This window comes from Rhizobium sp. BK008, assembly GCF_014197345.1.
In the GTDB taxonomy this organism is placed as follows: domain Bacteria; phylum Pseudomonadota; class Alphaproteobacteria; order Rhizobiales; family Rhizobiaceae; genus Rhizobium; species Rhizobium anhuiense.
In genome coordinates this window covers 167,409-189,730 of record NZ_JACIFK010000009.1, presented here as the reverse complement: position 1 = coordinate 189,730, position 22,322 = coordinate 167,409, and the positions used below count along the sequence as shown (strand labels likewise).

The 22,322-nt window shown below is 61.4% G+C and carries 22 protein-coding genes; 6 read left to right on the top strand and 16 right to left on the bottom strand.

The genetic code is table 11. The features are described 5' to 3' along the window. Positions 1 to 27: 27 nt before the first annotated feature. The 16 genes from FHT69_RS28665 to oiaX all read right to left on the bottom strand — a co-directional run bounded on the left by FHT69_RS28665 (position 28) and on the right by oiaX (position 16,931). Positions 28 to 912 (bottom strand): carbohydrate ABC transporter permease, encoded by an 885-nt coding sequence (locus tag FHT69_RS28665; RefSeq protein WP_028756742.1) that lies wholly within the window; start codon positions 910 to 912, stop codon positions 28 to 30. Next, complete coding sequence (locus tag FHT69_RS28660) at positions 909 to 1,808, bottom strand: carbohydrate ABC transporter permease (RefSeq protein ID WP_028756743.1); 900 nt, start codon at positions 1,806 to 1,808, stop codon at positions 909 to 911. Before FHT69_RS28660 ends, FHT69_RS28665 begins: the two co-directional genes overlap by 4 nt. Positions 1,809 to 1,902: 94 nt before the next feature. Then, positions 1,903 to 3,156 carry an ABC transporter substrate-binding protein gene (locus FHT69_RS28655; protein WP_047616751.1) on the bottom strand — a complete coding sequence of 418 codons (1,254 nt, stop codon included), beginning with the start codon at positions 3,154 to 3,156 and terminating at the stop codon, positions 1,903 to 1,905. Positions 3,157 to 3,226: 70 nt separating this feature from the next. Beyond that, a complete protein-coding gene (dhaL, locus tag FHT69_RS28650; RefSeq protein ID WP_183906287.1) occupies positions 3,227 to 3,871 on the bottom strand; it encodes a dihydroxyacetone kinase subunit DhaL in 645 nt (214 codons plus the stop codon). Positions 3,872 to 3,874: 3 nt separating this feature from the next. After that, positions 3,875 to 4,879 carry a dihydroxyacetone kinase subunit DhaK gene (locus tag FHT69_RS28645; RefSeq protein WP_063474072.1) on the bottom strand — a complete coding sequence of 335 codons (1,005 nt, stop codon included), beginning with the start codon at positions 4,877 to 4,879 and terminating at the stop codon, positions 3,875 to 3,877. 54 nt (positions 4,880 to 4,933) lie between these two features. Further along, a complete protein-coding gene (locus FHT69_RS28640; protein ID WP_183906286.1) occupies positions 4,934 to 6,781 on the bottom strand; it encodes a hypothetical protein in 1,848 nt (615 codons plus the stop codon). Further along, entirely contained in the window at positions 6,778 to 7,812 is a 1,035-nt protein-coding gene (locus FHT69_RS28635) for a Gfo/Idh/MocA family protein (protein WP_183906285.1), read from the bottom strand. The genes FHT69_RS28640 and FHT69_RS28635 overlap by 4 nt, the downstream gene beginning before the upstream one ends. A gap of 1 nt (position 7,813) precedes the next feature. Then, positions 7,814 to 8,878 (bottom strand): ABC transporter permease, encoded by a 1,065-nt coding sequence (locus FHT69_RS28630; RefSeq protein ID WP_028757638.1) that lies wholly within the window; start codon positions 8,876 to 8,878, stop codon positions 7,814 to 7,816. After that, positions 8,875 to 10,425: a sugar ABC transporter ATP-binding protein gene (locus FHT69_RS28625; protein WP_183906284.1), complete on the bottom strand. Its 1,551-nt coding sequence runs from the start codon at positions 10,423 to 10,425 to the stop codon at positions 8,875 to 8,877. The genes FHT69_RS28630 and FHT69_RS28625 overlap by 4 nt, the downstream gene beginning before the upstream one ends. Beyond that, a complete protein-coding gene (locus tag FHT69_RS28620) occupies positions 10,422 to 11,066 on the bottom strand; it encodes a DUF2291 family protein (RefSeq protein WP_183906283.1) in 645 nt (214 codons plus the stop codon). Before FHT69_RS28620 ends, FHT69_RS28625 begins: the two co-directional genes overlap by 4 nt. A gap of 73 nt (positions 11,067 to 11,139) precedes the next feature. Beyond that, a complete protein-coding gene (locus FHT69_RS28615) occupies positions 11,140 to 12,081 on the bottom strand; it encodes a D-ribose ABC transporter substrate-binding protein (RefSeq protein ID WP_028757644.1) in 942 nt (313 codons plus the stop codon). A gap of 99 nt (positions 12,082 to 12,180) precedes the next feature. Continuing rightward, positions 12,181 to 13,008 (bottom strand): phosphogluconate dehydrogenase C-terminal domain-containing protein, encoded by an 828-nt coding sequence (locus FHT69_RS28610; RefSeq protein WP_028757645.1) that lies wholly within the window; start codon positions 13,006 to 13,008, stop codon positions 12,181 to 12,183. Between the two features lie 82 nt (positions 13,009 to 13,090). Further along, entirely contained in the window at positions 13,091 to 13,531 is a 441-nt protein-coding gene (locus FHT69_RS28605; RefSeq protein WP_047616916.1) for an RpiB/LacA/LacB family sugar-phosphate isomerase, read from the bottom strand. A 35-nt stretch (positions 13,532 to 13,566) separates the two neighbouring features. After that, a complete protein-coding gene (locus FHT69_RS28600; RefSeq protein WP_183906282.1) occupies positions 13,567 to 14,331 on the bottom strand; it encodes a triose-phosphate isomerase in 765 nt (254 codons plus the stop codon). Beyond that, the gene (locus FHT69_RS28595) at positions 14,332 to 15,669 is read right to left on the bottom strand and encodes a four-carbon acid sugar kinase family protein (RefSeq protein WP_183906281.1); all 1,338 of its coding nucleotides are present in this window, start codon (positions 15,667 to 15,669) and stop codon (positions 14,332 to 14,334) included. It lies immediately after the preceding gene. 5 nt (positions 15,670 to 15,674) lie between these two features. After that, complete coding sequence (gene oiaX / locus FHT69_RS28590; RefSeq protein WP_183906280.1) at positions 15,675 to 16,931, bottom strand: 3-oxo-isoapionate-4-phosphate decarboxylase OiaX; 1,257 nt, start codon at positions 16,929 to 16,931, stop codon at positions 15,675 to 15,677. A 177-nt stretch (positions 16,932 to 17,108) separates the two neighbouring features. Between oiaX and FHT69_RS28585 the strand changes: the two genes are divergently transcribed. The 6 genes from FHT69_RS28585 to FHT69_RS28560 all read left to right on the top strand — a co-directional run bounded on the left by FHT69_RS28585 (position 17,109) and on the right by FHT69_RS28560 (position 22,320). Beyond that, the gene (locus FHT69_RS28585) at positions 17,109 to 17,813 is read left to right on the top strand and encodes a transcriptional regulator NanR (RefSeq protein ID WP_028756917.1); all 705 of its coding nucleotides are present in this window, start codon (positions 17,109 to 17,111) and stop codon (positions 17,811 to 17,813) included. Between the two features lie 197 nt (positions 17,814 to 18,010). Continuing rightward, positions 18,011 to 18,331 (top strand): hypothetical protein, encoded by a 321-nt coding sequence (locus FHT69_RS28580; RefSeq protein ID WP_183906279.1) that lies wholly within the window; start codon positions 18,011 to 18,013, stop codon positions 18,329 to 18,331. A gap of 188 nt (positions 18,332 to 18,519) precedes the next feature. Then, entirely contained in the window at positions 18,520 to 19,278 is a 759-nt protein-coding gene (locus FHT69_RS28575; protein WP_183906278.1) for a FadR/GntR family transcriptional regulator, read from the top strand. 21 nt (positions 19,279 to 19,299) lie between these two features. After that, positions 19,300 to 20,274, top strand: a complete 975-nt coding sequence (locus FHT69_RS28570) for a sialic acid TRAP transporter substrate-binding protein SiaP (RefSeq protein ID WP_028756915.1) — start codon at positions 19,300 to 19,302, stop codon at positions 20,272 to 20,274. 62 nt (positions 20,275 to 20,336) lie between these two features. Further along, a complete protein-coding gene (locus FHT69_RS28565; RefSeq protein ID WP_028756914.1) occupies positions 20,337 to 20,909 on the top strand; it encodes a TRAP transporter small permease in 573 nt (190 codons plus the stop codon). Positions 20,910 to 20,913: 4 nt separating this feature from the next. Then, on the top strand, positions 20,914 to 22,320 hold the full coding sequence (locus FHT69_RS28560; RefSeq protein WP_028756913.1) for a TRAP transporter large permease: 1,407 nt from the start codon (positions 20,914 to 20,916) through the stop codon (positions 22,318 to 22,320). Positions 22,321 to 22,322 lie beyond the last annotated feature (2 nt).

The following is a 22,322-nucleotide window of genomic DNA, read 5'->3' as shown; positions in this document are numbered from 1 at the left end:
GTCTCTCCTCGTAGAATGATTTTGTGATCAGCCTTTGACGGCGCCGGAGGTGAGGCCGGAGACGAAGTAGCGCTGGAACATGAGATAGACGATCGTCGCCGGCAGCACGGTCATGACGATCGCCGCGTTGAGCTGGCCGTAATTGCTGGAGAACTGCCCCTGAAACGACATCAGGCCGAGCGGCAGCGTCCACATGTGCTGGTCCTGAAGCAGCACCAGCGCCATGGCGAATTCGTTCCAGGTGGAAACGAAGTCGAGGATGAGCAGTGCGGCGAGGACGGGCAGGCATACCGGCAGAAAGATCCGCCGGAAGATGACGAAGTGGCTGGCGCCGTCGATCAGCGCTGCCTCCGATAGCTCCTTCGGAATGCCCTTGAAGAAGCCGTGCAGGATGAAAACCTGATAGGGAACGCCGAAGGCGATGTAGGGAAGGATGACGCCCGGATAGGTGTCGATGAGGCCGAAGGAATTGACCAGGGTGAAGAGCGGCGCAAGCATCACCTGGAAGGGGATCATCGTGCCGAACACGACGAGCAGCAGCAGCGCCTTGGTGATCTTCAACTTGATCTTGGCAAGGGCATAAGCGGCCATCGCCGACAGGAACAGGCCGAGCGGCACCTTGATGACGGTGATGATGACGCTGTTGAAGAAGGAGTTTGCGAAATTGCCGCGGCTCCATGCGGCGCCATAGTTTTCGAAGGCAAGCTCGGCCGGCGGCATGAAGGCGCCGGTGCTCGTCACCGCCGCCGGCGTCTTCAGCGAGGTGAAGACGATGAAGACGAATGGCGCGACCCAGACGAGCGCCACGATGACAAGCGTTATCCAGAGGCCGATCAGAACGGGATCGCGCTTCATCGACGATGGTTGGGCTTCGAGATGCACGGCGGCATGGTCGGTCGGCACTGCTGTCACGATTCGACCTCCTCGTGCTTCTGGGTCCATCTGAGATAGGGAATGACGACGGCCATGGTGATCAGCAGCAGCACGACGGATATTGCCGCACCTCGTCCGAAATCGAAGATCTGCATGGCCTGCGTGAACGCCCAGAGCGCCAGCATCTGCGTGGACTGGGCCGGACCGCCGCCCGTCAAACCGTAGACGATGTCGAAAGCCTTCAGCGACGAGATGACGGAGAGAACGAGGACGATGGTGATCGTCGGGCGCAACGCCGGCAATGTCACATGTTTGAACACCGCCCAGCGGCCGGCGCCATCGATGCGCGCCGCTTCGACGAGCGTCTGAGAGACGTTCTGCAGGCCGGCCAGGAATAGAACCATCGAAAAGCCGACCGTCTGCCAGAGATAGGCGACGAAGACGGAATAAAGCGCGATATCCTTATTGCCCAGCCAATCCTTGATCCAGACCTGCATGCCCCAGGAGGTCAGCAGCTGGGCGAACAGGCCGAAGAAGGGATCGTACATCCACTTCCACATGGTGGCGACGGCGATCGGCGCGATGATCACAGGCAGATAGAAGATGGCCCTGAGGCCATTGCGGCCGAATATTTTCTGGTTGAGGCTGAGCGCCAGCAGCAGTCCGACCAGCGGCGGAAAGATCAGGCTCATCACGGTCCAGATCACCGTGTTGCGGAACGCCACCCAGAAGACCGGATCTTTGGTGAAAATCGCCGAATAGTTCGCAAGGCCGACGAATTGCCGATTGGGATCGAGCCCGTTCCACTTCTGGAAACTCAGGATCACGACGTTGAGCATCGGGTAGAGCGCGAAGACCGCATAGATCGCCAGCGCCGGCACGAGCAGGATGAGCGCTTGCATGCGCGGATCATGTGTCGATTGTCGAAGTGACATGCTTTCCTCCTGGCAGTGAAAAGCCGCTGCCAGCTGATGAAAGAATGTGCCAGCCGATCAACTCAGAGGTCGATCGACTGGCGCTTGGGAGGGATCAGCTTCTGCTGGCGATGAAGCTCTGCAACTGCTTGGCCGCCTCGGCCGGCTCGGTGCTGCCGGAAGCGACATCATTGATGACGCGGAAATATTCCGTCGTGACATCGAGCGGGAAGGCTTGGTCGCCGTTCATGTAGACCTTGCCGTATTTCTGGAAGATGCCCAGCCATTCGGCTTCGAGCGGCTTCTGATTGGCATACTGGACGTTCTTGTTGACGGAGGTCGAGCTCAACTGGCCGAGCAGATCCTGCTGCACCTTCGTCGACAGGAAATAGTCGAGGAATTTCGCCGCTATGTCGGGGTTCTTGCTCTTGGTGCTGATGTAATTGTACTCGGCAAAGCCGTAGAGACGGTCGGTATTTGTGGGGAAGGGGAAGATGCCGTAATCGTCGAGATTGGCGCCGGAGCCGTTGAGTTGGCTGACCAGCCAGTCGCCTTCGAGCATCATCGCTGCACGACCGGCCGTGAAGAGGCTGTAGGACTGTTTGTTGTCGATGCCCATGAACGGCTGCAGCGTATAGTCCTTCGTCCACTTCGCAAACTCCGCGAAGGAATCCGTCGCGCAGGGTTCTTTGGTCCAGTCCAACGTCATCGCCTTCAGCGCGTCGTGCTTTTCGGCGCCGCACTTGGTTTCGAGGATAACGTCCATGAGGCGCATGACGTGCCAGTTGACCGTGCCGCCAAAGGTGAAGGCGGGGATGCCCGCGGCCTTCAGCTTATCGGCCGCGGCAAGGAGTTCCTCGTAGGTCTTCGGCTCTTCCTTGATGCCGGCCTGTTCGAAAAGCTTCTTATTGTAGTAGACGGCTTCGCCCTTGAAGGTGAAGGGAACACCGTGCTTGCCGCCCGTATAGAGGTCGGCGAAAGCGGCAGCCGACGGCAGCAATTCGTCGTTCCACTTATACTCGGTGTAATACTTGTCGAGTGGCAGCGACAGGCCGGCCTTCACATACTCGCCGCCGAGGCCGAGACCCGCCCAGCTGAAATAAATGTCGGGTCCTTTGTCCGAGCCTGCGGCGACGCGGAGCGCGGTCTTGTGTTCATCGACGGCGCGCTGAACGATCTCGACATGCGTCCCGGGATTTGCAGCTTCGAAGTCCGTCGCCACCTTCTTCAGGGCCGTATTGGCAGCATTATTGTCGAAGTTGAGGGTCCAGAGCGTGATGTCTTCAGCAAGAACCGGTGTTGCCGAAAGTGACGCCATGGCGATCGCAACGATGCTCGCAGTCTTCAATTTCGCAGAAAGGGTCAGCATTACCGTCCTCCTCTTGTAAGCCGGGACCCTTTTTGCAGATAGTCATTGACATGTCAACTGGTATGATGAGCTAACCATCGTGCCGTCGAGCAAATTTGGCCATCGCGGCGATGATGATGACCGCCGATGCCGCACCGGGATCGATGTGCCCGATAGCCCGGTCTCCCAGTCGCGAAGCCCGTCCTTTCGCTGCCGTCATGTCTTTGGTTGCGTCACAGCCGACGCGGGCTGCATGCACTGCCATGTCGAAGCATTCGGGAAGCGGCTTTCCTGTCCCCCACGCATCAAGTGTCGCGTCGGCCGCGGGCTTCCAGGCGTCGACCATCGTCTTTTCACCGGCTTCGGCCTTTCCGCGTTCCTGGATTCCCGTCGCCATGGCTGCGAAAACGCGGACGAAATCGTCATCGGTCAAGGTCTGCCTGTCCTTGGCTGCGGCCGCGGCGCGCATGAAGGCCGTGGCATATAAGGGGCCGGACGAAGCGCCGACCGCATTCAGGAATGCCTTTGCCGCAACGTTGAATAGCAGCGTCGGTGCTGTTTCCACATCGAGCGCGCCGACCGCCTTGGCGGCAGCCTGACAGCCTCCGTCCATGGCAAGGCCGTGATCGCCGTCGCCGATGGCGCCGTCGAGCTCGCAAAGATGGTCGCGCTCTGCCGCGATATCCTCGGCAATCCCGGCAAACAGCTGTTGCAGGTCTTTTGTGGTAATCGTCATCGATCACCTCGCAAACATCGCGCAATCGCACGGGTGGTCGATCAACCGCTGAAGCTCGTCGTCGAGATGCATGACGGTGATCGAGGCGCCGGCCATTTCGAGCGAGGTGCAATAGTTGCCGACGAGCGACGTGTGGATGACGAGCCCGGCATCGTCGAGTCGGGACTTCACGCGCCGCATCATGATATAGAGTTCCATCAGCGGAGTCGAACCCAGCGAGTTGACAAGCAGGGCGACACGATCGCCTGGGTCCGCCTTCATCTCCCGAAGCATGCTGTCCATCAGCTCGTCGGTCACGGCATCGGCCGACCTCAGCGGCTCGCGCGCCATGCCGGGCTCTCCATGGATTCCCATGCCGATCTCCATCTCGTCCTCGCCGATCAGGAAGTTCGGCCGGAGGGTCTGGGGCAGCGAACAGGGAGAGAGCGCCACACCCATCGTATAGGTTCGTGCATTGGCATGGCGGGCGGCGCGCTCGACATCGTCGAAAGAGTAGAGAAGATCGCAGGCCGCGCCGGCCGCCTTGAAGATGAAGACGTTGCCCGCCACGCCACGTCGCCTGTCCCTCTGATCGGCAGGAGCGGATGCCACGTCATCTGTGGTCAGGACGGTGCGGACCTCGATCTCGTCGAGCGCCAGCATCTCGGCGGCCATGTCGAAATTCATCACGTCGCCGGCATAATTGCCGTACATGAACAGGACGCCGGCGCCGCCGTCGACCGCCTTGGCGCAGGCGATGATCGGATCGGGCGGCGGCGAGGCGAAGACATTGCCGATCGCGGCGGCATCCGCCAGCCCCTTGCCGACAAACCCCAGAAAGGTCGGCTCATGCCCGGATCCGCCGCCGATGACCAGGCCGACCTTGCCTTTGCGCGGTCCGTTTCTGGCAATGATCGCGCGGGGCATGTCTTCGACTGCGTAAAGATGGCGTGGATGCGCCGCGAGGATCCCTTGCAGCATCTCATCGACGGCATCTGCGCCGGAATTGATAAGCTTCTTCGTCTTCACGCCGATCCTCCCCAGTGAGCTCCGATTGCATAGATGCGGCTGATGCGCCGGAGGTCAATCCGCCAGCGGCAAGACCGCGGTGGCGAAGGGTGCGAGCAGCAGTTCCTTCCCCGATGCGGGGTAATCGACTCTTCGCTCTCCGCTCGTCAGATTGACGACGTGGAGCCTGTTTCCTGCGGCGTCCCGCGCAACGAAAGACAGCACTTCGGAGGGCGAGGACGAGATGCATTCCTGCCAGAATGCACCAGCCAAGGCGGACAAAGTCCGCACCGCATTGAACAGCGGACGCCGCCCACCCTGCTCGATCGGCTCGGCCGGACCGGCAATCAGACCGAACGGACCGGTCAAGGCCGAGAGCGTCAGGCATTCGAGACCGGCATCCAGCACTCTGATTGCGTAACCGAGTGCGAAAGCTTCCGCGAAACGGCCGTTGTGGCGCGGGTCGCGGTTGGCCATGGGTATGCGTGCGCCCAAGGGATTATCCATCGTGCGGCTGCCATAGGGGTTCTGCCGCATCGGGATCGTCGACGGGCCGATCCGGTAGGGCTTGTCGCCGTAGATGGCACGAACGGAGCGGGTGATGAAGGGCAGCGCTTCCAATGTCTGCATGACGCTGAGATCGTCGGCCGCATGCACGATGGGGTTGGTGCAGTGGCTGACGAAGTCGAGCTGCCCATCCGGGACGCGCTTGCGGTTGAGTTCGGTGAAATAGCTCAGCATGCCGCCGCCGATGCGAATACCGGGAAAGGCGGCGCGGGCGGCGGCATAGACCGCGTCCAAAGGCGGACAATCCGGCCATGTGCTGCCGGGCGGCGTCGATTGCCGGTCGACGGATGGCGAGATCATGATCGCATCCGGCTTGAATGCCGCCAGCTGCATCTGGTGGGCGATCTCGGCCGCCTCGTTTGCCGGCGACGATTTGCAGGGGAGCGCGATCTCCAGCGTCGAGCGGCCGCGATGGACGGCGGCGATCGCGGCAAAAGTCTTCAGTGCTTCGGCGGCGTGCCCGGCATCCGGATCGAAATGAAAGAGGAGTTCCCGAGGCGCGATCTCCGACAGGACGGCCTTTGCCGTGAGCGTCGCATCGGCCTCCTCAGGCGTCACGATCACGCCGATATCGGGCATGATGCCGGTCCGCTCTCCAAGCTTGAGTTTTATCGCGCCGCCCAAGGTCGCAGGCGCGAAGCGCGGTGCGGAATGCCTGGTGTCTCTGATAACAAGCGACGTCTTTTGCCGGACAGGTTGGTTGGCAGAGATCTGGTAGGGCCAGGGCAAAGCGAGCGGCCTGACATATGTCTTATAGGATGCGTCCGACCAGTTTCTTTGATCTTCCATTTCAAAGGTGTCGCCCTCCATCCGGCATTCAGCCTGAACGTCAGGCATGACCCGGTGGGTGATGGCGCGCATGTCCTTGAATGGTTGCCAGGGTTCGATGACATCGGGGAACCGTGTCGTCACGATCTCCCCGTCGACATGCTCGACCTTGGCCGGCGAACCCGCCACGCCGACGACTGGATGCAGGATGCAGAAGCCGCAGCGGTTGGTCTCGAAGCCGGTCTCGGTCATGGCTTCGCCCTCGAAATCGAGCCGGTCCTGATATGCCGCGATGCGAACATCGATAACGAGCCTCGTGTCGCCGGGTCCCTCGCAGCGGGCCTGATAAGCGACTTCGAAACGGTCTTCCTTCTGCTCGATCCTGAGATCGACGATTTCAGGGCTGTAGGTGCCCCAGTCCCGGTCGCGAACGAGATAAGAAATCGCCCGTAGCACCTCGATGCCGTCGTAGCGGATCGCGCGGAGGTTGCCATCGGCGAGGTCGGCGGTCAGCTTTCCGGCCCTCAGCCGAACCGGCGGCCTCTCGACCAGGTGGGTGCCGTAGAGCTGGAACGCATTGATCGTCATCGCAGCATCGCTCTGACATCGATCGTCTGTCCCCTGGCAGCGCTGTCATAGGCGGCCTCGACGAGGGCGAAGGTCTTCAGATTATCGGCCCCCGAGGTCGAGTGCTCCGCGCCGCGCTTGATTTGATCGACCCAATGCTGCTGGATCGCATAGACGCTCTCCTGGATGTTGTGCCAAGGCCGCGAGGCCCAGGACAACAACTTCGGAGAGACATCCATTGTGGTGGTGCCCCTGCCGTGGGCGATTTCAAGGCGGTAGCCCTGGGTCAGGCGGATCGTGCCCTCGGAGCCGTCGAGCTCGATCAGCGTTTCGGGAAACGGCTCTTTTGAGAGCTTGGTGGCGTAGCTGACGTCGACGACCGACGTGGCGCCGTTTTCATGATCGAGCAGAATGGTTGCGACATCCTCGCCCTTGATCTTGGGATTGACCCGTTTGGTGCGGGCCGTGAGTGATCTGATATCGCCGAGGATATAGCGGGCGATATCGAGCGTATGAATGCCGAGATCTTCGATGATGAAGCGCTCGCCTTCAGCAAGGTACGGCTGGCCGGAGAAGACGTCGTAACCCGAGCGGAAGGAGAAGCGGCCCCAGAAGGGCGTGCCGATGGCGCCAGCATCGAGCGCCTTGCGGACCGCCTGGATCGGCGTCTGCCAGCGAAAATTCTCGTGCACCATCAGGGCCACGCCGGCATTGCGGCAAGCCTCGACCATCGCCTTTGCATCCGACAGCGTCTTGGCGAAGGGTTTCTGGCAGATGGCCGGCACCTTATTCACTGCAGCCATTTCCACCAGAGCGCGGTGACTCTGGACCGTCGTGGCGATGTCGACGAAATCGAAGCCGCCATCGGCAAACATGGCCTCGGCATCGCGGTAGCGGCGATCGATACCGAACTGGTCGCCGACGACCTTCAGCCGCTCCGGATCGCGATCGCAGATCGCGACGATGTCAGCACCTTCGACATCTTTCCAGGCGTGCATCTGGTTGATCGCGAAGAAACCGCAGCCGATCAAAGCCCCCTTCAACTCGGTCATCTCAGCCTGCCTTTGCCATCTGCATGAGGGTGACGCGCTGCTGCAGGCGCCGCTGGGCCTGATCGACCACGACGGCAATGATGATGACGAGGCCCTTGATGACCATCTGCCAGAAGGAGGAGACGCCCATCATGACAAGCCCGTCGGAGAGGATGCCGATGACGAAAGCGCCGATGATCGTGCCGCCGATCGTGCCGCGGCCACCCGACATCGAGGTGCCGCCGAGCACGGCTGCGGCAATCGCATTGAGCTCGAAGCTTTCGCCGGTCGCCGGATGGGCGGCCATCAGTTCGGAGGAAATGACGACGCCGACGATGGCGGCGCAAAGTCCGGAAAACATGTAGACGAAGATCTTCACCACATCGACCCGGATACCGGACATGCGCGCGGCCCGCTCATTGCCGCCGACGGCGAAGATATGACGGCCGATCGGCGTCGAGCGGGCGACATAGGCCGCCGCGAGTGCCAGCACGATCAGGATCCAGATCGACACCGGCAAGCCGAGAATGCGCCCCGCGCCGAAGAAGTCGAAACCGGTCGTGGCATATTCGGGCCGGCCGACGAGGTTCGGAAAGGTCTGGCCGTCCGATGACAGCAAGGCGAGACCGCGGGCGACATAGAGCGTGCCGAGCGTGGCGATGAAGGGCGCGACGTTGAGTTTGGTGATCAGCAGGCCGTTGATAAGGCCGATGACGAGACCGATCGACAGCGTGATCAGCACGATCTCGAAGAGGTTGAAATAGATCGTGTAGCCGATCGGCAATTCGATACCGTAAAGGATCAGGCCGCCGGCGACCATGCCGCACAACCCGACGATCGATCCGACGGAAAGGTCGATGCCGCCGGTGATGATGACGAAGGTCATGCCCATCGCCAGGAAGGCGTTCAGCGCCACATGCTTCGACATCAGGATCATGTTCGCCGTCGAGGTGAAGTTCGGCGCGAAGATCGCAAAGAAGATGATCACGGCGAAAAGCGCGATGAAGGTCCTGAGCTTCATCAGCGTCAGAAGCGCCGAGCCGTTGGCGCCTTTCGGCGCAAGAGTGGTTGACGTAGCCGCCATCATAACGCGAGTTTCCCTTGATGTCCGTGTCCCTTGGCCGAAGCCGCGATGATGGCTTCTTCCGTCGCCTCGTTCCGGTCGAAGACGGCGACCAGCTGGCCGTTGCTCAAGACCGCGATGCGATCGGAAAGCGCCATGACCTCCTCGAGGTCGGAGGTCGAAAACAGAATGGCGAGCCCGTTTGCCGCCAGCCGCCGCATGGTGCGGAAGACGTCGGCCTTGGCGCCGACATCGATGCCGCGGCTCGGCTCGTCCATCAGCAGCACTTTCGGATTGGTCATTAATGCCTTACCGATAACGACCTTCTGCTGGTTGCCGCCCGACATCGAGGTCACCTCGAAATCCGGGTTCGGCGCCTTGATCGAAAGATCGCGGATGGCCTCCTGGACGGCGCTCTTCTCGGCACCGCTGTCGATATGGAAGAGCCGGGCGAAGCGGCCAAGGCTCGCCAGCGTCAGGTTGGAAGCGATCGAGAGCACCTGGACCAGACCCTCGCGCTGCCGGTCTTCCGGAATGAGCGCAAGGCCGCGGCGGATGCGCCGGGTGGTGTCGCGGGCGCGAACCTGCTTGCCCTCGATGAAGATCTTGCCGGTCGAGTGTGCGTGGCGGCCGATCACACACTCGAAGAATTCGCTGCGTCCCGCACCCATCAGGCCGTATATGCCGAGGATTTCTCCCGCCTTGACCGACAGCGAGACATCGTTGACCGACAGCCCGCCCGTCGGTCTGGGAAGGCTGATGTTTTCGGCGCGAAAGACCTCGGCGCCAACGGCATGGGTGACGGATTTTGCAAAGTCCTTGGCATCCGAGCCGATCATCGAGCGAACGATCCAGCGCGTATCGATGTCGCGCACCATCGCCTCGCCGGTGACCTGGCCGTCACGCAGCACGGTGATATAGTCACCGATCCGCATCAGCTCTTCGAGCCGATGTGAGATATAGACGATCGCAACTCCTTGAGCCTTCAGTTCCGCGATCACCTTGAACAGGATGTCGACTTCAGCCGCCGAAAGCGCCGACGTCGGCTCGTCCATGATCAGGATCCGGGCATTTAGCGACATCGCCTTGGCGATTTCGACGAGTTGCTGCTGGCCGATCGGCAGATCCTCGACCATCGTGTCCGCCTCGATCCCGGCATCCAGGCGCTTGAGAAAGCCATTGGCCTTTTGCACCTGCGCCTTGTGGTCGATGCCGAGCAGGCCGCGGGTGATCTCGCGCCTGGCGAAGATGTTCTCGGCGACCGACATGTTGGCGAAGAGATTGAGCTCCTGGAAGATCATGCCGATGCCATGCGCCTGCGCTTCCGCTGGGCTGTCGAAGGAGACGGGTTCACCGTCGAGGATGATGCGGCCATGCGTCGGACGCTCGACGCCGGCGATGATCTTCATCAGCGTCGACTTGCCCGCGCCGTTTTCGCCGACGAGCACGTTCACCGCACCGCGGCGCAGTTCCATATTGGCGCGCTTGACGGCGACGATGCCCGAATAGACCTTCGACACGTCGTCAAGGCGCAGGATGACATCATCCTTTTGTGCCTCTGTCGCCGTCATGAGCCCACCCTCAATTCCGAAGGTGTCACGAGCGGCAGCTCGCCGCTTTTCGGCAGCGGAAAGGCGCCGATCACGGTCACCGTCTTGCCGGCGAGGTCCTCGCGCGGGACGGCCGACAGGAAGGCCGAGTTGGCCTTCTCGTTGAACGCCTTGCCGAACTGCGCCCATTCGATCTGGTTCTTGAATTCGTTGAAATTGACGAAGTCCAGCGTGTCGCGGAGCGCCGTGCCGCGGAGCGCCGGCCCGATCTGGACCTTTGCATCGGCCTTGCCGTCGCCATCGGCGTCGACATCGAGCGTTGCCGCGCGCGAGTCCGTATCGGCCGCCACGACCTTGCCGGTGATCTTCACCGCATAGGTCCATGGCGAACTGCTCTGCTTGCGGGGATTGCCGTATTTCTCGCCCGCGGCATCAGGGCTGGAGGCAGCCAGTTGCATGACGTCTTTCAGGTCGCCGGCGCGCTTTTCGAAATAAGGCACGACCTCGGGCTTCCAGATCGCCTCGACCTTTGCATTCGGGTCGAAGGCGGTCTTGGCCGCTGCCGCCGCCTTTTCCTCCGGCGTCGGCGTTTTGATGATCTTGCAACCGGGCAAGGCCGCCGCCACGACGGCAGCGATGAGGGCGCCCTTCATTCTCAACATGCTGTGAACCTCGACGTCTTGCGAAATGCATTGCAGAGGGCGCGGCCGTGCACCCTCTGCATCTCGCGGCTGATCAGTTCGTCAGCGCGAAGGTCTCGAGCTTGCCGGAGTTGTCGGCGTTGATGAGAACGCAATCCATCAACTGCTTCTCTTCCTTTGGCGCCGTCTTGGTCTTGATGTAGGCGTCTGCTTGTTCGACCGCGAGCTGGGCCTGGGCATAGGCGGGCTGCAGCACCGTCGCCTTGATGCCGCCCGACTTGATGGAGTCACGCACGTCGTTGGAGCCGTCGAAGCCGACGACGATCACGTCCTTGCGGCCGGCCGCCTGCAGTGCTGCGATCGCACCCATGGCCATGGTGTCGTTGCCCGAAATGACGCCCTTGATGTCGGGATTGGCCTGGAGGATGGTTTCCATCTTCGAATAGGCTTCCGTCTGGCTCCAGTTGGCCGACTGCTTGGCGACGGACTTCAGGTCCGGGTAGTCGTCGATGACGTCGTGGTAGCCTTGCGAGCGGATGCCGGCATTGGTGTCGGACTCCTTGCCGACCAGCTCGACGTAATTGCCCTTCTCGCCCATCAGCTTGACGAATTCCTGCGCCCCGAGCTGCGCGCCCTGATAGTTGTTCGAGACGATCTGGGCGACGGCCACGCCCGTCGCATTGATTTCGCGGTCGATCAGGAAGGAGGGGATGCCGGCATCCTTGGCCTTCTTGACGGCCGCGACGGAGGCGTCGGCTCCGGCATTGTCGAGGATGATCGCCTTGGCGCCGCGCCCGATCGCCGTGTCGATCATTTCCGACTGCTTGTTGGCGTCGTCATCATGGGTCATGAGCAGCGTCTCGTAGCCGAGTTCCTTCGCCTTGGCTTCGGCGCCGACGGCTTCGGCCTTGAAGAAGGGATTGTCATGCGCCGGTGTGATGATGGCGATGAGATCGGCCGCAAAGGCCGGCATGGCCGTTCCCAGCGCCAGGGCGCCGGCGAAAGCCGCAAGTGTCAGTCTGCGCGTCAGTTTCATTTTTTCCTCCCTGTTGTGAATGAAGCTCCGTCTCCTCGGAGCGGTTGCCCGGTCTCCCGGAGCAGTTGAGGAGGAGGGCTTGCCTCCTCCAAGCCGAATTCAGGTGATGCGCCGGATGCTCTCGGCGATCTCCTGTGGTTCGAATACTTTCTTCCAGTCGTCGCGCATCAGCGCCGGGATGCCGAACTCGATCGCCTTGTTGCAGGCATCCGAGAACACCCCATCGACTTCCTTGAAGATGACGGCGCCGAGCACGTTCATATGGCCGAGCAGGAAGTCGCGGGCGGCCTGTTCCGGCACGCCGCGGGCCACGCATTCGTCCATGGCCTGACGCATGATGACGAGCAGCGATGCGCAGACAGTTTCCGACAGGCCGGGTTCGAGCATGGCGAGCTGGTCGACCGTGACGCGGTGCGAGCGCATGACCGGAGCCCAGATGAGCTTGGCGATTTCCTCGCCAAGCGCATAGGCGCTGTCAGGCCCCTGCATCAGCGCCGAAACGATGTGCTGCTTGGCGAACAGGCCGCCGAAATGGTCCTTCTTGGCCTGCATGTCGGTCTCGTCGTTGAAGATCGGCGGATGGCAGGGATGAGTGACGAAATAGGTGAGGTCGTCACGCTTCGGCAGGTGGCCGGCAAAGGGAGCCGCAGCATCCAGCGCGACCACCATGGTGCCTGACCTGAGCTTGTCGACGATGCCTGCCGCGACTTTGCCGATCGCCGTGTCCGGCACGGCAAGGATCACCACATCGGCGCCATCGAGTGCGGCATCGACTGGCACGCAATCAAGACCGAGATCGTTCTTCAAGCGGGCCTTGCCCGCGTCGCTCACCTCGACATGGCGCACTTGGAATCGTGAGCCTTTGAGATTTTTGGCAAGCCGATATCCCATTTTTCCGCCTGCGCCGAAGAGGGCAATCTGAGTCATGTTTCCTCACCTTTTCCGTTTGGATAGGATCATATACTGGTATGATGAGTCAATCACCATATCACTTCTTAATCTGTCGCTATCAATTTTTTTCGGCATCGAGCCGGTCGATCGCCTGCACATTTCCGGCCGAGGGGCCGTCAGGGTCGAATTCGGATGCAAGCCAGACATCCACGATCGATTTCGCCAGCTCCGGTCCGATGACGCGCGCCCCCATCGTAATGATCTGGGCGTTGTTCGATTTCACCGCGCGCTCCGCCGAATAGGTGTCGTGCGTCAGCGCGGCACGGATGCCCGGAACCTTGTTGGCGGAAATGCAGACGCCGATGCCGGTTCCGCAGATCAGGATGCCGCGTTGATGTTCGCCGTTGACGATCGTCTGCGCGAGGCGCTGCGACAGATCGGCGTAGAAGCCGGACTGGCTGAGATCATGAACTTCCAGGTCGGTCTTGTGCGCGAGATGGGCGGCAATGACATCCAGCAGCGGTTTGCCTGCGCTGTCCGCGCCGATTGCGATCTTCATAGCAGTTTCCTTTCGCTCGCCTTCAGGCATGGAAATCACCCTTTGATCGCCGCGCTGACGCGGCGAAGAATGTCGAGGTAACCGTCGACGAACCAGGCGGAGCGGCCGATGAACAGGCCGTCGATATGTGGCTCGGTGATCAGTTCCTCGCAATTTTGCGGATTGACGCTGCCGCCGTAGAGCACCGGCACGGAACGGCCAAGAATGGCTTTGGCCACTTCGGCGATCCTTCCATGCCGCTCCGAGGCGTAGTCGGCGTTTGCCGGAATACCGTTGACGCCGATCGCCCAGACGGGTTCGTAGGCGAGCAGGACCGTAGCCTGTTCGGCGCCGGTATCGATGCCCCTCAAGGCTGCCTCGACCTGGCGCCGCAGCACGGCGTCGGCCTGACCTTCCCGGCGCTCCTGCAATGTCTCGCCGATGCAGATCAGCGGGATGAGGCCGTGGCGGATGGCGGCCGAAACCTTGAGGCCGACGGTTTCATCGATCTCCCCGAAATGCTCGCGCCGTTCGGAATGGCCGAGCTCGACCATGTCGAGCTCACAGTCCTTCAGCATGAGAGGCGAAATCTCGCCAGTCCAGGCGCCAGCGTCCTCCCAGTGCATGTTCTGGGCGCCGACCTTCACCGACGTATCGGCAAGCGCGCGCTTGACCTCGCGCACTGAGGTAAAGGAGGGAATGACGAAGCGCTGCACGTGGACGTCGCGTTCACGGTCTGCATGGGCGAGGCGGCGCGCGAAGGCGAGCGCTTCTTCCACGGTCTTGTTCATCTTGAAGCTGGTGCCGACCCAAAGGACCATTCAGCTCTTCCTCCCGTCACGGATCTGGGCGAAATAGCCGTCGGTGCCGACCTGGCCGCCTTTGAGGGCGATCTGCAGGCCGTTGGTCGGCGGATAGTCGCCATGGGCGAGGCAAAGCGGCGAACCCGGCGTTTGCGGCAACGGCAGAAGCGTCGTCAGCGCGTCGACCTTCAACTGCTTGAGGGCGTGACTGGACGTGTCGCCGCCGGCAACGACGGCACGTGACAGCCCTTCGCTTTCGATCAAGCGAAGCAAGATCGTGCCGAGCGCACTCCCAAGCCGGTGACGCGCGCCCGGAAACCTGTCGATGTCGGCGCCACGGTCCGCGGACGGTCCAAGTGCGGTGTGGAGGATGACGCTCCTGCCTTGCCGAAGCTTCTGGACACCGGCCTTGACCGCTGCATCCACCGTGGCTTGGCCATGCTCTCCGACCAGGGCGAGTGGGTCGAGCGCCATGCTCTCGAAGCCGTTCTCGACAGCGGTGCGGATCTGGCGCTCGGTGGTCGGCGAGACGCTGCCCGACACGACGGCGAGGCGGTCGACGGGGCCGATATCGGGAAATTCGGTCCTGCTGTCGTCGATGAAACCGCTCCGCCGCCATGCGCTGAGCAGGGCATATTCGATCCCCGACGAGCCGGCGACAAAGCTTGCCGAACGGCCGGTGACACGGAGCAGCTGCCGACCCGCCGCCTGCTGTGTCACCTCGGAGTCGACATCGATGAGCAGGATGCCTTCGGAACCCGACGCCAGATCGTCGATCCGTTGATCGGCGTCCGCCGCGGTGATCGCCACGAGATCGGCGACCAGGACGGGTAGACGGGTCTGCTTTGAGAGATGCACCGCAAGATCCGCCTCGTCCATCGGCGTCACCGGATGGCGGCTCATGACGGGATGGCGGTCGATGCGGAAGATCCGGCCCTGATAGGCGGCAAAGAGGTTGCCGAAGGCTGTGTAGCGTTTCAGTTGCGGCGCGCCGACGATGACGGGAACGACGGATTGGCCGAACACCGCGCCGCCGATTTCGATCGCCTTGCCGATGCTGCCGATCCCGGGGCTGGAATCGAAGGTCGAGCAGACCTTGTAGTGGCAGATCGCGGCACCAAGCGAATTCAGCCATTCGAAAGCGCGGGCAAGGTGCACCTGCATCCATGCCGGCGTCTCGCTGCGGCTCGTCCCGGCAAGGCCGATGGCGCGGCAATCGCTAAAACGCGCGAGCAGTTGCGGCGTGGGAACGTCGAGGAAGAGCGCGGTCGAGACACCGTTCGATGCCAGGGCCTCCATGACATCGGTGGAACCGGTAAAGTCATCGCCGTAATAGCTGACGAGAAGTCCATCCATCGCGATCACGCGCCCTTGCCGTCGCTGAATTTTGCAATCGAGGCGGCGAGCTCCGGATGTTCTCTCGCATAGATCTCCAGTGGTATGCCGGCGACGGCTGCCTGCCACGCCTGCTGCACGGCCCGAACGCCGGCCGCCGGACCATGGGGGTGACTGACGATGCCGCCGCCGCAGAGATAGAGAAGATCGACGGTGCGGCCGGTCCGCTGGTAGGTCTCCGGTGCCTGTCCGCCCCACTGGCCGGAGCCGGCAACCGGAAGCGGGCAATCGGCGGCATCAAACAGCGGCGCGCTGACGGCCTTGAAGGACGAGACGAAGCTGTCGTCCGGCTCCCAATATTTGACCCTGATGCCGTTGATCTGGAACTGATCGACCCCCAACAGCCGCCAGAATTGCTGGTAGACCTTGAAATCCATGCCGGCGCCCGGATCGCGGCTCAGCACGTCCCAGCCGTTTCGATGCGCATGCAGCACCAGATTGGAGCGCTTGCGCAGAAAGCTCATGCCGCCGAAGCCGATCGAGTTGATGTTGACGACGGCGCAGTTGCCCCCGGCCGCAGCGACGATATCGTGATTGCGCATCATCTCGTCGGGGTCGGCATGCGAGATGCCGAAGGCATACATCACCTTCTTGCCGCTCTTTTGTTCGTGATCGAGAATGCGCGGCATGATCGCCGCGACGCGATCCTTGAGCGGCGAATAGGCCGGGCTCATCAGCTTCTCGTCGTCTTTGATGAAGTCGACACCCGATGCGATCAGTTCGCCGACGAGCGCGGCCGTCTCCTGGGGTCTCAGCCCGAGCGCCGGCTTGACGATCGTTCCGATGATGGGGCGACCTTCGACGCCGGTGAGGCGGCGGCTTCCCGGGATGCCGAACTGTGGTCCTGGATGCGCGCTTCTGAAGGCGCCTGGCAGCTTCATGTCGACGATGCGGATGCCGGTCATGCCCTTGATGGAGTAGACGCCGCCGATTGCAATGGTCATCAAAGCCGAGAGGTCGGTCCCGATCGCCTCGAGGGGAAAGGCGATGTCGATATCGGCGCGATGGAGCAGCGTGCCGGGGGCGACCTCGGGCCAGCTCGGATGACGTGCATCTTCGAGCGGGCGGATCGCCAGGACGCGGGCGGCGACCCGCGACTTCAGCTCTTCGGTTTCACCGGGAACGGGCACGAAGGTTCCGGTCGACTGGTCGCTCGCGATCTTGTCCGCCATCGCCTCGACGCTTCCGGGCGTCTCGATGCGGTAGGTCAGGGTAATCATCATGAAACGGACGGTTGCTCCTCTCGCCACGCAGATTGTCATGGCGTCAACTTGTGATCTGGTATAATGAGTATTCCAACTAATGAAAAGCAGAATTTTCGGATGCGCAAATTTTCGTCGACAGCTTTGTTCTCGACATGGAAACTGCTAGGAGGAAACATTTTGAGCCAGCGAGATGTGATGACCCAGCCCCTCGAACAAATCGTCCGCCGCAAACTCTCTGACGAAGTGTTTGATCGACTTGAGCGTATGATCACCTCGGGCGAGCTTCAGCCTGGCGACGAAATGCCATCTGAACGCGTGTTGATGGAACGCTTCGGCGTCGGCCGGCCGGCGATCAGGGAGGCCATGCAGTCGCTTGCCAGCAAGGGTCTTGTCAGCATTTCGCACGGCGAGCGGGCGAAGGTTCTCAGGCTGACGGCGAAATCGATATTCCGCCAGGTTGATCTCACCGCCAAGATCATGCTGTCGCAATCGGCGGATTCGCTGGAGCATCTCAAGAGTGCCCGCATCTTCTTCGAACGAGGCATGGCGCGCGAGGCCGCGCAGCGCGCCTCTGCCAGCGATATCGCTGATCTCAGGAACATCATCGAACGTCAGCGCATGTCGCTTGGGCGGGCGGAAGAGTTCATTGACGCGGACATGGAATTCCACACCCGCATCGCCCAGATCTCAGGCAATCCGATCTACGTCGCCGTCAGCGAAGCGATGCTTGCCTGGCTGAAGGAATATCATACCGAGATGCTGATCTGGACCGGCAAGGAAAAATTCACGCTGGTCGAACACGACGAGATTGTCGACCGCCTTGAAGCAAACGACGTGGATGGCTCGGAAACGACCCTCCTCAAGCATCTCGAGCGCTCGCGTGCGCTTTACGCGAAGTAACCTTCACGAACGCGGTCGCCGCTGGCCGGCACGCCTGGCCATCACTCACTTCCTGACTCTGTCTCACCCTCGCCCTTGATCCTTGGTCGCGACCGGGCTCCAGAGCTTATGGGATGTTTGTAAGCAGGAAATGCGGAACAATGAGCTGTCGGCGAGGTTCTGCCTGATCACGCAAAGATCCCAAGGAGGACATCAGGATGCATATGAAACTCATAGCAGCTTCGCTTGTCGCCATCGGCATGGCCACGTCTGCTTTCGCACAGTCCAATCCGGCACCAGCCGGCGCCACGATCGATAAAAACCAGGCCGATCAAGGTGGCGGTGCAAGCGGCGATATGAAGGCCAAAAAGCCGATGGTGACCGATACCACCACGACCGGCTCCACGACCACCGGCACTATGAAAACCAACAGGCCCAAGTGCCCCAATCCGGTCAACAACTCCGACAATCTTCAGACGCAGGGCGGTACGAGCAACGCTACGCCGATGGATGAGGCCTGCGCCGCGCATAACAACTGATTATTCCTTTCGCAAAGAACCCCGCTTCGGCGGGGTTTTTTGTATGCCTGCTCGGCCTATGCCCTGAACTCTCCTTTTGAGTTTATGCGGCGGATTGACGCACAACTCCAGCGGTGATATCTATACCGAATTGGTCAGGCCAATTGACCAGCTGCGCGCTTGAGGAGAAGCCGCCGGAGGAGGCCACGATGTTTTCGCCTGTTGAATCCCGCCGTCTTTATCGGCAGGTCGCGGATCAGATTCGCTTGATGATCGCGAGCGGCGAGCTCGCCGTCGGTCAGCGGCTGCCGGCGGAGCGCGACCTGGCGGAGCAATTGTCGGTCTCACGTCCGACCGTCCGCGAAGCGCTGATCGTCCTGGAGGTCGAAGGCTTCGTCAATATTCGCATGGGATCCGGCATCTATGTCGTGCGCCAGCATGCCGCGACCGTCGCAGGCGCCGAGCGGGAACTGGTGGAAGGGCCTTTCGAGCTGCTGCAGGCGCGCGCCCTCATCGAATGCGCCATTGCCGAAGAAGCCGCAGGCCGCGCCAAGCCGGCGGATATCGCTCTGCTCGATGAAACGCTGCTGCGGATGAGCGGCGTGGTCAATGATGCGAGCGCGGTGCTTTCTGCCGATCGCGCCTTCCACACCGGCATTGCCGCAATCGTCGGCAATGCGACATTGATTCGCGTGACGGGCGAAATGTTCGACATGCGCATGACCCCTTACTTCGCGAGGCTCGCGAGCCATTTCGAGGGGCCGGGAACGTGGCGCAGCGCCGTGGACGAGCATCGGGCCATTCGCGACGCCATCGCCGCCGGCGATGCGGCGGGCGCCAAGGCGGCCATGCGCGCCCATCTCACCATGTCGCAGAAGAGGTTTTCCGAGAGTTTCGGGGAGGAGCTTTCGGGAGAGGAGGAGCGCGGCCGCAGCAAGGGCCCCGCGAAAGGAACGACCAAGATTTAACCGAGCTCGGAGGAGAGAGCGATGAAGAAGAGACTGGCAACGATACTTTGCACCGCAGCGGCGATCATGGCGAGCAGCGCGATTGCGCATGCCCAGACAGTGCTGAAATGGGCGCATGTCTATGAAACGTCCGAGCCCTTCCACACCGATTCCGTGTGGGCTGCGGAAGAGATCAACAAGCGAACCGACGGGCGTTATAAGATCGAGGTCTACCCGGCCTCGCAGCTCGGCAAGGAAGCCGACATCAACCAGGGCCTCAAGCTCGGGACGGTCGACATCATCATCTCGGGATCGAGCTTTGCGGCACGCGACTACAAGCCGATCGGCGTAACCTACTTCCCCTATATCTTCCGCGGTCCCGATCACCTGATCGCCTATACCAAGAGCGATGTCTTCAAGCGTCTTGCCAAAGGCTATGAAGACAAGACCGGCAACCACATCGCCGCCGTCAGCTATTACGGCACGCGCCATACGACTTCAAACAAGCCGATTGCCAAATGCGCCGATATGGCGGGCTTGAAGATCCGCGTGCCTGATGTTCCGGCCTATCTCGCCATGCCGCGCGCCTGCGGCGCCAACACCACGCCGATCGCCTTTGCCGAAGTCTATCTCGCTCTGCAGAACGGCACGGTCGAGGCGCAGGAAAACCCGCTGACGACGATCGAGGCGAAGAAGTTCTACGAAGTCCAGAAGAACATCATCCTCACCGGCCACATCGTCGATCACCTCAACACCGTGGTCTCGAAGACGCGGTGGGCGAGCCTTTCCGACGAGGACAAGAAGATCTTCGGCGAGGTCATGCAGGAGGCCGCCGAGCGCACGAGCAAGACGATCGCCGGCAAGGAAAACAGCCTTATCGCGACCTTCAAGGAAAAGGGCCTGAATGTCGCTGAGGTCGACAAGACCGATTTCGAAAAAACCGTGATGGAAAAGGTCAAGTTCGAAGATTTCGGTTACGAGAAGGCCGATTGGGAAGCAATCCGCGCGATCCAGTAAGACTCGCGGCGCGGCGCCGTAAGGCGCCGCGTTCCTTCATTCCGACTGGAACAAGGCCGATCATGTCGCAAGAAATCCATACGCAAATCACGGCCGAAGAAATCGGTCACGAGTTCGAAGGGCACGCGCCGACTGCAAACATCTCGGACTATGCCATTGAAGACTGGATCACGCTGATCGTCTTCTGGCTGATGGCGGGTTGCGTCTTCCTTCAGTTCTTCACGCGTTATGTGCTGAACGACAGCTACGCATGGACCGAGGAAATCGCCATCAACTGCCTGATCGGCGTCGTCTTTCTGGGTTCCGTCATGTGCGTGCGCACCTCGCGGCATATCCAGGTCGATGTGTTCTATCACTACATGCCTGCGGGTCTGGCGCGCGTGCTTGCCACCTTCGTCGATATCGTCCGCATCGGCTTTTTCGCCTATGGCTGCCACCTGATGTGGCGCTACGTCGATATCGTCGCCGACGAGCAGATGGTCACCATCGACCTGCCGCGCAACATCGTCTTCTACAGCGTTCTCATCGCCTTCGTGCTGATGTTGATCCGCGCGGTCATCGTCTTCATCGCCAACATCCGCCGCGGCTACTCCGTTCTGGAGCGCCCCGAAGAATTCCAGACCATCGAGGATTGATCCGATGCTACTGCTTCTTGGCTCGTTTCTGGTGCTGATGCTGGTCGGGGTGCCCGTTGCCATCTCGATGGCCGTCGCATCGGTGCTTTACATCGTCCTCTACGGCATCGCACCCGACATCATCGTCGCCCAGCGCATGATCGCTGGCGTTGAAAGCTTCCCGCTGCTCGCTGTCCCGTTCTTCATCCTTGCGGGCAACCTGATGAACTCGGCGGGCGTCACCGGCCGCATCTATTCCTTCGCCGTCGCTCTCGTCGGCTGGATGAAAGGTGGTCTCGCGCAGGTCAACATCATCGGTTCCGTGATCTTCTCCGGCATGTCCGGCACTGCGCTCGCCGATGCGGCGGGGATCGGCACGATCGAGATCAAGGCGATGAAGGATCATGGCTATCCGGTCGAGGCCGCAGTTGGCGTGACGGCGGCTTCGGCAACGCTCGGCCCGATCTTCCCGCCGTCGCTGCCTTTCGTGATCTACGGCATGATGGCGAACGTCTCGATCGGCGCTCTTTTCATGGCGGGCATCCTGCCCGGCATCGTCATGACGCTGCTGATGATGATCACTGTCGCCGCTTTTGCCTATTGGAAGCGGTGGGGCTCCGACGCGCCGTTCGATGTGAAGCAGCTCCTGTCGGCGGGGATGGAAATCGTCGTCGTCCTGGCGGTGCCGTTGGCCATCTATCTGCTGATGCGGGCGGGCGTATCGATGAATGTTGCGGCGGGCATTGCCCTTGCTCTGCTTCTCGCCCTCGACTGGTATTTCCGCTTTTCCGCCGTCATGGCGCTGATGACGCCCGTCATCCTGATCGGCGGCATGACGATGGGCTGGTTCACGCCGACGGAGGCCGCCGTCGCAGCCGTCCTTTGGTCTTTGTTCCTCGGTCTGGTGCGCTACCGTACGATGACACCCTCGACGCTCGCCAAGGCAAGCTTCGATACGATCGAGACGACGGCTTCCGTTCTCTTCATCGTCACTGCGGCATCGGTCTTTGCGTGGCTGCTGACGGTGAGCCAGGCGGCCCAGCTGCTGTCCGATGCGATCCTGTCGATCACCGACAACAAATGGGTTTTCCTGATCTTGGTGAACCTCTTGATGCTCTTCGTCGGCTGCTTCCTGGACACGATCGCGGCCATCACCATCCTCGTGCCGATCCTTCTGCCGATCGTCCTGAAATTCGGGATCGATCCCGTCCAGTTCGGTCTCATCATGACGTTGAACCTGATGATCGGTCTGCTGCATCCGCCGCTCGGCATGGTGCTTTTCGTGCTGTCGAGGGTCGCGAAACTATCCGTCGAACGCACGACCATGGCGATCTTGCCCTGGCTGGTGCCGCTCTTCCTGGCGCTGATCCTGATCACCTTCGTCCCGGCCATATCGCTGTGGCTGCCGCAGCAGCTTGGACTGCTGAGATAGGA

Excerpts from the sequence above, each read along its gene's own strand:
- FHT69_RS28660 (WP_028756743.1), bottom strand. The coding sequence starts at position 1,808 with ATGTCACTTCGACAATCGACACATGATCCGCGCATGCAAGCGCTCATC.
- FHT69_RS28655 (WP_047616751.1), bottom strand. The coding sequence starts at position 3,156 with ATGCTGACCCTTTCTGCGAAATTGAAGACTGCGAGCATCGTTGCGATC.
- dhaL (WP_183906287.1), bottom strand. The coding sequence starts at position 3,871 with ATGACGATTACCACAAAAGACCTGCAACAGCTGTTTGCCGGGATTGCC.
- FHT69_RS28640 (WP_183906286.1), bottom strand. The coding sequence starts at position 6,781 with ATGACGATCAATGCGTTCCAGCTCTACGGCACCCACCTGGTCGAGAGG.
- FHT69_RS28635 (WP_183906285.1), bottom strand. The coding sequence starts at position 7,812 with ATGACCGAGTTGAAGGGGGCTTTGATCGGCTGCGGTTTCTTCGCGATC.
- FHT69_RS28630 (WP_028757638.1), bottom strand. The coding sequence starts at position 8,878 with ATGATGGCGGCTACGTCAACCACTCTTGCGCCGAAAGGCGCCAACGGC.
- FHT69_RS28625 (WP_183906284.1), bottom strand. The coding sequence starts at position 10,425 with ATGACGGCGACAGAGGCACAAAAGGATGATGTCATCCTGCGCCTTGAC.
- FHT69_RS28620 (WP_183906283.1), bottom strand. The coding sequence starts at position 11,066 with ATGTTGAGAATGAAGGGCGCCCTCATCGCTGCCGTCGTGGCGGCGGCC.
- FHT69_RS28615 (WP_028757644.1), bottom strand. The coding sequence starts at position 12,081 with ATGAAACTGACGCGCAGACTGACACTTGCGGCTTTCGCCGGCGCCCTG.
- FHT69_RS28610 (WP_028757645.1), bottom strand. The coding sequence starts at position 13,008 with ATGACTCAGATTGCCCTCTTCGGCGCAGGCGGAAAAATGGGATATCGG.
- FHT69_RS28605 (WP_047616916.1), bottom strand. The coding sequence starts at position 13,531 with ATGAAGATCGCAATCGGCGCGGACAGCGCAGGCAAACCGCTGCTGGAT.
- FHT69_RS28600 (WP_183906282.1), bottom strand. The coding sequence starts at position 14,331 with ATGGTCCTTTGGGTCGGCACCAGCTTCAAGATGAACAAGACCGTGGAA.
- FHT69_RS28595 (WP_183906281.1), bottom strand. The coding sequence starts at position 15,669 with ATGGATGGACTTCTCGTCAGCTATTACGGCGATGACTTTACCGGTTCC.
- oiaX (WP_183906280.1), bottom strand. The coding sequence starts at position 16,931 with ATGATGATTACCCTGACCTACCGCATCGAGACGCCCGGAAGCGTCGAG.
- FHT69_RS28585 (WP_028756917.1), top strand. The coding sequence starts at position 17,109 with ATGACCCAGCCCCTCGAACAAATCGTCCGCCGCAAACTCTCTGACGAA.
- FHT69_RS28580 (WP_183906279.1), top strand. The coding sequence starts at position 18,011 with ATGCATATGAAACTCATAGCAGCTTCGCTTGTCGCCATCGGCATGGCC.
- FHT69_RS28575 (WP_183906278.1), top strand. The coding sequence starts at position 18,520 with ATGTTTTCGCCTGTTGAATCCCGCCGTCTTTATCGGCAGGTCGCGGAT.
- FHT69_RS28570 (WP_028756915.1), top strand. The coding sequence starts at position 19,300 with ATGAAGAAGAGACTGGCAACGATACTTTGCACCGCAGCGGCGATCATG.
- FHT69_RS28565 (WP_028756914.1), top strand. The coding sequence starts at position 20,337 with ATGTCGCAAGAAATCCATACGCAAATCACGGCCGAAGAAATCGGTCAC.
- FHT69_RS28560 (WP_028756913.1), top strand. The coding sequence starts at position 20,914 with ATGCTACTGCTTCTTGGCTCGTTTCTGGTGCTGATGCTGGTCGGGGTG.